Origin of the sequence: Microcoleus sp. T2B6 (assembly GCF_036700475.1) — a bacterium.
Taxonomy (GTDB): Bacteria; Cyanobacteriota; Cyanobacteriia; order Cyanobacteriales; family Microcoleaceae; genus Microcoleus.
In genome coordinates this window covers 19,924-28,779 of sequence record NZ_JAUBOZ010000016.1, presented here as the reverse complement: position 1 = coordinate 28,779, position 8,856 = coordinate 19,924, and the positions used below count along the sequence as shown (strand labels likewise).

The 8,856-nt window shown below is 47.0% G+C and carries 9 protein-coding genes; 3 read left to right on the top strand and 6 right to left on the bottom strand.

What is annotated here, in order from left to right; genetic code table 11:
• Positions 1-303: 303 nt before the first annotated feature.
• On the bottom strand, positions 304-1,218 hold the full coding sequence (locus QUA00_RS09720) for a branched-chain amino acid transaminase (protein ID WP_333409477.1): 915 nt from the start codon (positions 1,216-1,218) through the stop codon (positions 304-306).
• Between the two features lie 272 nt (positions 1,219-1,490).
• Between QUA00_RS09720 and QUA00_RS09715 the strand changes: the two genes are divergently transcribed.
• A complete protein-coding gene (locus QUA00_RS09715) occupies positions 1,491-1,859 on the top strand; it encodes a Lin0512 family protein (protein ID WP_333168719.1) in 369 nt (122 codons plus the stop codon).
• A gap of 477 nt (positions 1,860-2,336) precedes the next feature.
• Here QUA00_RS09715 and QUA00_RS09710 read toward each other — a convergent pair whose 3' ends face one another.
• Entirely contained in the window at positions 2,337-3,170 is an 834-nt protein-coding gene (locus QUA00_RS09710) for a DUF4142 domain-containing protein (protein ID WP_333144663.1), read from the bottom strand.
• 72 nt (positions 3,171-3,242) lie between these two features.
• Positions 3,243-4,277: a hypothetical protein gene (locus tag QUA00_RS09705; protein WP_333144662.1), complete on the bottom strand. Its 1,035-nt coding sequence runs from the start codon at positions 4,275-4,277 to the stop codon at positions 3,243-3,245.
• Between the two features lie 1,153 nt (positions 4,278-5,430).
• Here QUA00_RS09705 and QUA00_RS09700 point away from each other — a divergent pair.
• A complete protein-coding gene (locus tag QUA00_RS09700) occupies positions 5,431-5,670 on the top strand; it encodes a ChaB family protein (RefSeq protein ID WP_333144661.1) in 240 nt (79 codons plus the stop codon).
• Between the two features lie 236 nt (positions 5,671-5,906).
• Here QUA00_RS09700 and QUA00_RS09695 read toward each other — a convergent pair whose 3' ends face one another.
• Entirely contained in the window at positions 5,907-6,539 is a 633-nt protein-coding gene (locus QUA00_RS09695) for a hypothetical protein (protein WP_333144660.1), read from the bottom strand.
• Between the two features lie 248 nt (positions 6,540-6,787).
• On the opposite strand from QUA00_RS09695, the gene QUA00_RS09690 reads away from it, so the two are divergent.
• Entirely contained in the window at positions 6,788-7,507 is a 720-nt protein-coding gene (locus QUA00_RS09690; RefSeq protein WP_333279881.1) for an SAM-dependent methyltransferase, read from the top strand.
• Here QUA00_RS09690 and QUA00_RS09685 read toward each other — a convergent pair.
• The gene (locus QUA00_RS09685; protein ID WP_333409476.1) at positions 7,504-7,629 is read right to left on the bottom strand and encodes a hypothetical protein; all 126 of its coding nucleotides are present in this window, start codon (positions 7,627-7,629) and stop codon (positions 7,504-7,506) included. The two genes, QUA00_RS09690 and QUA00_RS09685, sit on opposite strands and share 4 nt — an antisense overlap.
• A gap of 126 nt (positions 7,630-7,755) precedes the next feature.
• A complete protein-coding gene (locus QUA00_RS09680; protein WP_333409475.1) occupies positions 7,756-8,856 on the bottom strand; it encodes an iron-containing redox enzyme family protein in 1,101 nt (366 codons plus the stop codon).

Sequence of the window (8,856 nt, the reverse complement as noted above, 5' to 3'; positions counted from 1 at the left end):
TGCCTCGAGTGGCTGCCATGAAATGTGGAGGCAGAGCCTCCTGATCTGCTTTACCAGGCAGAGCCTGGTAACGAGTACACGAGTGAACTCGCTTCTACGACGACAGGTAACGAGTACAAGATGCCTGCTAGACAACAACTGGTTCTTAGGCTCTGCCTGGGAACCGATATCCAGAGGCTCTGCCTCGAGTGGCTGCCATGAAATGTGGAGGCAGAGCCTCCTGATCTGCTTTACCAGGCAGAGCCTGGTAACGAGTAACGAGTACACGAGTGAACTCGCTTCTACGACGACAGGTATTTTCGGTTAATTAAGATTAATCGGAAATACCCAGTCTTTATACTTGCTGTCGCGATTTTCGATAATCCCGGTTAGTTTGTCCAAAATCTTTTCGGTGATGGGTCGGTTTTTGGGCAATTGATAGTTTTCTACTCGCTTAATTGGCGTAATCTTCGCGGCGGTTCCGCAGAGGAAAATTTCGTCTGCAATCAACAGTTCCGATCTATCAACGGGTCTTTCTATGACTTCAATTCCTAAGTCTCTGGCGATTGTGATTACGCTGTCTCTGGTGATTCCTTCGAGAATATCTTGATCGAAACCGGGAGTAACTAATTTACCGTTTCTGGCGACAAATATGTTCATTCCTGAAGCTTCGCTGACTTTTCCCTGAGTGTTCATCATAATAGCTTCGTCGAAGCCGGATTCTACTGCTTCGGTTTTGGCTAAAGCTGAGGTGATGTAAGCGCCGCTAATTTTACCTCTTAAGGGCAAACTGCGGTCTTCTTGCCGATACCAAGAGCTAATTCTACAGTTGACTCCTTCTTTTGGCAAATAGTCTGAAAGTTCTAATCCGTAGACAAAAAAGTCGGTTTCTACGTTGTGCAGTCGGGGGGCAATTCCTAAACTGGATGTGTAGATAAAAGGGCGGATATAAAATGATTTTGTTGGTTGGTTTTTCTGGACAAAATCAATAATTATTTGTTGGATTTTGCTGGCTGGTAAATCGCAGTGAAGGAAGCTGGCACTTTGACTTAATCTTTGACAGTGGCGGTCTAATCTAAATAGCAATATTCGATCGGCATTTTGGGGGTCGGGAATTCCCCGCAACCCGCCTAAAACTCCGGTTCCGTAGTGCAGTGCGTGGGTGGCTATGGAAATTTTGGCGTCGGTAAATGGGAGAAATTGGTTTTGAAAGTAGGCAATTGGTAGAAAACTATCCATGATTCAAGCTGGCGATGAGTTTGGCAGTCCGCGAGGAAAGCTGAATTTGGTTATATTACCATAAGTTATACCATTTGAGATTTGAGATTGAGAAGGACTGATTTCATAAGGGTTTGAAGCTTGCCTACAGTTGGATTGTTTTTTAAGACTGGTATTATTCTTTTGTTGTGATATCAATTTATAAAATAATATCGAGAGCGGTCAGTTTGGTTGATAATTGTTTTGGCAAAAAGTGCGATCGACTACAAACAAAAATCAACCAAGGGGCAACAATGGCACGTAAATGTTTCATCATTGAAATGGGGATGGGTATAGACCAGCACGGGCAGGAACCGACTGTAGCCTGTGCAAGGGCTGTACGGAATGCGATCGCCCACAATGCTTTGCTGGGGGTCTGGGAAGTGGCAGGTTTGACTGACCCGAATCAGATGATTGTTGAGGTTAAGGTGGCTGTTCCTTACCCGGAACAGGTGCGGGAACAGGAGGTGTTGGCGGTGCTCCCTTTCGGCAGCAAAACTCTGATTGTGGAGCAAGGGGGCATGATTGTGCCAGGAAGGGCGATCGCCTCTCTGAATGATAAAAATGATGAAATGCTAATCGCTGTGGCGGCTGTGAGTGTTTTTGTGGACACTGAGGACTAATTAATTTTGTGTTGTTTGAATAAATCTGCGGTGAAATTCGATCGCCCGATCGCACTTGCTTGTTTCCGCGATCGGGCGATCGAACGCCTGTCTGTTAAAAAATGATTAATTTAGACTAAATTGTAGGGTGCCCCGGAGAGAGCGCATGAAATACCCTAGAAAATCTGAGGCTCTGAGGCACCCTAGAATAGGTCTGTTGGATGGTAAGGTTTATTTGCGCCTACCTACTTAATTTTGAACTTTTAATTAATAATTTTTAATTTCTCAGGCGGCCGGGTATGTAAGCCATCCAGCAAAAACCTACGATTAACAACAGCCACGTTGCTGTAATATTGCTGCCCAACAAGTTGCGGATAAAATCTTCCATTGTTCTCAAAAATTATAGCGTTTAAAAGAATTTATTACTGTTCCTTCTCGGCTCACAAAAGGTAGAGTCCGATCGCGTTTTACGCTATCGCACTCTACCTCCTCTACCTCCTATTTGGGCTGGCTGGTATCTGCCAACATTTGGTTAACCATTTGCAAGTGCGCTTGAAGGTTCGGCAACTTCTGGGTGGCCCAAGCCTTCAACTCGGGATCTTGTCCCTGTTGAGATTGAGCTTGAAACAGAGCAATAGCCTGATTGTGGCTCTCGATCATAGCCTGCTTGTAAGCAGTGTCAAAACTTCTACCGGAGAGTCCCGAAAGTCGCTTCATCAAAGCTGTGTTCTGCGTACTCATCTCGGTTGGCAATTCAACCTGCTTTTGCATTACTAACTGCATCAATTCTTTATTTGCTTGAGTGTGTTCCTCAACCATTTCTTGCCCGTATTGTTTCACACTAGCACTAGAACCGCGCTGCACTGCCAATCTGCCAAGTTCCACTTCCAGCATACCCAGTTGACCTGCTTGCATGACAAAGGTTCTGTCTCTGCTGCTGAGAGAATTAGGCGAGGTTTCGCCACCTGTTGGAGTGTTGGGAGAACGGCCGGGAGTGTTGTTGGTGGGGGTATTTGGAGAACGGCCGGGAGTGTTGTTGGTGGGGGTATTTGGAGAACGACCGGGAGTGTTGTTGGTGGGAGTATTTGGAGTGTTGGGAGAACCGCCAGGATTGTTGTTGTTGTTAGGATCTGTAACAGGAGGTCCCGGAGAATTAGGATCGTTTAAGTCGTTATCAGCAAGCTCAAAAACTCGCTCGCCCGACTGGTTGAAGCCGTTAGTCTGGCGGTTTAATTCTGCGAATCCCGGCACAGCTATCAAGGAACTAACGCCGGCAATTCCGGCAACTGTTACCAATTTTTTGAACAAATTTTTGCGATTGAGTGAAGTCATGAATTTCTAAGCCTCTAAGTTGTTTTCAAAAGTCCGCGCGTGTGAAACTATCTCGTAGGGAATCGCCCGAAACTACCGATGGGAGGGTGTACTGCCTTTCCGAAACAAGTTGATCAAACCAAAGGCGCCCAAGGCACCCAGCCACCCGAAATTGTTGGGGCTATCGCGCCGAGCACTCAAAACTCCAGAATTAGTATCAGCCGGCGTCGATGTGGTATCGGTTGTACCGGTTGTACCAGTTGTGCCGGTGCCTGTCGTACCAGTTGTACCAGTTGTGCCGGTGCCTGTCGTATCGGTTGTACCAGTTGTACCAGTCGTATCGGTTGTACCAGTTGTACCAGTCGTACCAGTTGTACCCGTGCCAGTCGTATCGGTTGTACCAGTTGTACCAGTCGTACCAGTTGTACCGCTTGTACCCGTTGTACCGGTGCCACTCGTACCGCTTGTACCGCTTGTACCGCTTGTGCCGGTGCCAGTGGTATCGGTTGTACCGCTTGTACCCGTGCCAGTCGTACCCGTTGTACCGCTTGTACCGGTTGTATCGGTACCGCTTGTACCGCTTGTACCCGTGCCACTCGTACCGCTTGTACCGGTTGTATCCGTGCCAGTCGTACCCGTTGTACCCGTTGTACCCGTTGTACCAGTGCCACTCGTACCGGTTGTACCCGTTGTACCCGTTGTACCCGTGCCGCTTGTACCCGTTGTACCGCTTGTATCCGTGCCAGTCGTACCCGTTGTACCGCTTGTACCGGTGCCAGTCGTACCCGTTGTACCGCTTGTACCGGTGCCACTCGTACCGCTTGTACCGGTTGTATCCGTGCCAGTCGTACCCGTTGTACCGCTTGTGCCTGTCGTACCGCTTGTACCCGTTGTACCGCTTGTACCGGTGCCACTCGTACCGCTTGTACCGCTTGTGCCTGTTGTACCGGTACCGCTTGTACCGCTTGTACCGCTTGTGCCTGTGCCGGCGCTACCGCCAGCACCGCCGCCAGCACCGCCGCCAGCACCGCCCGACTGGGCTGAAGCAGGCACTGCTAAGGAAACCGTTGCTAAACCTAAAGTACAAGCGCTTGCTAAAACAACTTTCAACAATTTAGAAGATTTCATGGTAATGCTTGCTTTTGCATAGAGTGCTGCGATCGCTTGTGATGCCAAAACCGCAGGGTCAAATTGACAGCGTAACGTGCAAATTTTCTAACCTTCGCTGCGGAATAATGAAGGTAAGGGGGCAAATTTAGTCCCGTTCCCTTGATGATTTTTCCCTGATTAATTACACCGCTACGTTAACAGTTTATAAGCTATTACTTATGCTTCAACTTCGCCATTCATCTTTAGGAATATTTGACAAAATGGCTTTTTATTTCAGGTGGTGGATGAAATTTGATTGAGCGGCAGACTAGCTCTCTAAAAATTTGTGTACGGGGGATAAAAAGCGGGTTGATCTGAAAAATTTTGGGTTGAGTAACGAGACATATAAGCATCAACCCGGTTTCTGAGACAAGCGGCCGCTTCTTCCTATAAATTTTCTCCGGCGGCTGGTGCTTTGAGCCAGAAATTATTGATTTTATCACCATCAATTTTGGCTTAGCACTGCGCCAGATGAGTTAGTTTAAAAATTTTTTGATCGCTATTTTTCCTTAACTTGCTGCTGGCAATTTGGGCACTGGCAGAATACCGTTCAAACTTTCCCAGAAACTAAATTATCTCAAAACGCCCGATCGACCGATCAGAGTCTCCAGAACACCTGCAACCCCCTAGCAGCAAGGCTTTTGACTGGGATTTGAGTGGCCTCAAACAGGAAGGCGAACTGAGGGCTATCCGAGTCCGACCCGCGCGAGATTAAATTAACCAGCGGCGGCGCACTCGTGAGAATTGCTTGTGAGTGCGATCGGCTAAACTCTGAGATAGTCAAGCGAAAACTATGCCAGAGAGCGCTTGTTCTCTAACACCTTTCCCAAGCGGACTTTAACTATGCTGCATCGAATTATTACCAGAATTCGCTATCTAACGTTAATTGCTTTTTCTAAGTTCGCAAGTTAAAAAGCCGAAATCATATTAATCGATGTTTAAGCAAGGAAATTACCCAAATCCTGCCCAACCAGCAACCGCAAGCCCCTTGCCTTCGAGGAGCAGAATAAATTTAATATTACATCTGTCCTCAGAATGAGAAAAATGCGGTTTAAAACTTGCTTTTAGAGAGAGGAAAGTAGTTGCTTCTCGTATATAAGATTACATTTATGTTTAATAATTAGAGGTCATTATGCCAGAACAACAATTTGACACCTTACCTTCGGAAGCACAAGAACTCCCCCAAGGAGCTAAACAAATTTTTCAGGCTGCTTTTAAGAGCGCTAGCGAAGATGGAATGAGCGCAGATGGTGCTACTAGCGTTGCTTGGAACAGTGTAAAATCTGAATATGTTCAAGAAGGTGGCACGTGGCATCACAAGGGTGATGATACTAACCAAACCCGCAAATCTGTACAGTCTGGTGGCAATTAGTTATCACCCTTTAGTAATATCGTGTCCGCTAACATAACCCCTATTCGCTGTGTAGTGAGGGCTTCATTCCTCAAGTTTTGATGAGAACGAAGCATCCTCACTACCCACCAATCGCAGTGACGTTATGCTAGCGGGCATGATATCATGAGTCATTAGCAATCTACTCATCACTTGTGGTTAATGCTTGACGTTGATAGCTGTTGGAGATAGCTGTTGGAATCGCGGTGGTACACAAGTTAATCGAGCCTGTTCATAGGCTGGCGCATATCCCATTGCAATTCGGCTAAAACGAGCAAGCTAAATACCATTATGGCTCCCGTAAATAGGAAAAGCCAACCCCCCGTGTAAGGTAAAATTAATATTCCCAACAGGTGAAATAAACTTGCCGCTAAAAGCGCGCGCGATCGCACTGCGAATCCAGTCCCCAAATACCCAATTCCGCTCATTCCCAACCACAGGGGACAGAGATTCGCCAATACTTTTCCCCAACTGAGAAAAATTGCTAAATCGGTCAGCAGCAATCCTAATAACATTAGTATTACCCAACCGTAAAGCACCCAAATCAGGCGTTCTATTGTGACCCAAGAGTATGTCATGCTTACCATTGCTGCTGTACCTACGAGGCTGAGCGCTGACCACAAACCGGCTTGCAGCATCCAACTCACAGAAAAAAATTGTGCTGTGCCGAACATGGCTATTAACAGCAAGCTCCACAGCAAGCAAGTTCGATCGAGACAAGTATAAAATTGTGAATAAAATCGATCTTTGCCAAGGGGAAACTGAACCTGCCAAAGCCCTTCTAAATCCTGAAGTTCGATGTTAATCTGTTTCCGGCGCAGAGGGGGAACTGAATAATTAAAAAAGGTCATATCTGACACTATTAAAATTTACAATTATTTGCTTAGGTACTATCTCACCAGCAATCGCTCTAATTGCAATCTGTCAATCGGATTAATCTAGTTAATTGGATAATCTGCCGGCAGTAATAGTTATTCGATCGCACAAGGTAAAACAGGAATAGATAGATTGTACAAGTTGAGAAAATAGCTCTTGCGACAGATGGCTGGAATATTACTTATTCGATACTTTTAAAATAGTCAACTTGGTTACAGAATTTATGCTCACTTCATCCCATCCTCTGAAACAGGTATTCCACTGCCCGGAAGAATCGGATTTTTACGCGCACTGCTTGGAAAGTTTAGTGTTAAATGCTAGTGACAATTCTCGACTTATCGTAGAGTTTGGTTCAGGAGAGGGAAGTCCTGTTATTAAGTCTTTGCTGAGAAGTGATTTTGATGGGACAATACAGGGATTTGAGCTAAATAATGTAGCTTGGAAAATTGCTCAGTCTCAAATTAAGCAATATGAACTGAGCGAACGATACACAGTCAACAATTGCTCTTTTTTTGATTCGCCTTTATACGAGTCGGCGGATTGTGTCATCTCAAATCCGCCTTACTTGCCGGCGGTGGATGATAAGATTTACCAGCCGCTGTTGCACGGAGGGAGTGATGGTTCGACAATTGCTAAGAAACTTTTGTCTTTGGGCAGCGACGAAGTTTTGCTGATGGTTTCTAGCTATTCTAATCCTGTGGGTTTGATCGATTATGCCTTGGATCGAGGCTACTCGGTTGCGAATTTTGAAATTGCACCTTTAAATTTTGGCTATTATAGCTCGGAACCCAAGGTGAAAAGCGCGATCGCCACTCTCAGAGAACAGGGAATGGCTTTTTATTCGGAAAACATCTATCTGCTGGCTGGAGTTTTGTTTAAGAAGCACCAAAAGTCGCAAAGAGATTTGTCGATCGAGCTCATTAAGTTAATGACAGCATTCTAAAATACAGGCCTGGTAAGGTGCATCTGGGATGTTGCACCATTGTCAGCAACAGGCAAGATGCCTGTTCCACTATGGTTAGCAACAGGCAAGATGCCTGTTCCACTATGGTCAGCAACAGGCAAGATGCCTGTTCCACAAGAAATACACTCTTTGTGGAACAGGCCGAAAAGCCTGTTCCTAAAAGGCTTATTGAGAACGGTGCAAGATATAGGGTGCATCAGTCTCTGACCCACCCTAGGATATAGCTGTTAATTCCGTTCTGCAGCTTGGATCGATCGCACTACAGCAGCCCCAGCCCGATCGCCGATCGACTTCTCCTGATCGTACCCCAACACCAGCTCCCACGCCTCCTGCGGGTATCTGTCAACCAGCGGGATCGCCACTTCATCCAACATCCAGCGGCCGTGACGCTCATCTTCTTTGATGTGCAGTTCCCAATAACCCATCGCAGCCTGCGAGAGGCCCAGACGCTGGGCGGCGGCTAGATAATTGCGGTAAGCGACAGGCCCCGCCACCTCAAAATAAGTTAGTCCGCCGTTGTAGCGCAGAAAATGGCGCTTGCGTTCCGTCAGCAGAAAGTTGTGATTAATGCTTGCGAGCACTTCCCAAGGCACTAAATCGAAGTACGCTTCCGGTTCCGTACTCATATCGAATTCAGCCAGCATTTGAGCAAAAAAGGTCGAATGCTTGCGGGGGAGGCGACCGCCACCGTATTCTTCGATCAGCACTCGCGTAAGGGTACACTGAATTTCGTTGCCGGCACCGCCGATGATGCGAGAAACACGGCTGGCTTCCACTAAACCGTCGAAGGAGGCGATCGCCAGTAGGTGTTTGTATCCCTCTTCAGTCATCTGTTCCCGCAAATAGCGATCGCTCTCGTTCAAAGGAGGATCGACATCGGCGGCCGCGCGATCGCGCAGGGCTTGCTTGACATCCGGCAATTTTTGCAGCGCTGCAACGTCGATTTGCGCGATTTCCCACTGCTGCCAAGGTTCCTCAATGCGATCGCGCACGGAACGCAAATAGTGCGATCGTTCATTGTTGTAGCGGCGCAAATCGTCGTACCAAAACAAGTTGAGGCGGTTGATACGGTAAAGCACGCGCTGCAAGAAGCGGTGAGCGGCCTCATCGCCCGGTTCCTGTTGGTAAGCTGCTTGAATTGCAAAGGCGATCGCGCTTTCAAAATCGCTGACAAGTAACGGTTTTGTCGCCACCGTCTTGTCTAAATCCTCGACTTCTAGCAAATTGACAAATTGGCGATCGGCTGCTTCGTAATTTGGGGGTGCCGGTTGCTTTTTGGGAAGACTCGGCGAGTCTATTTTGGGGAGTAAATCTGCCGTGTTTTGCAT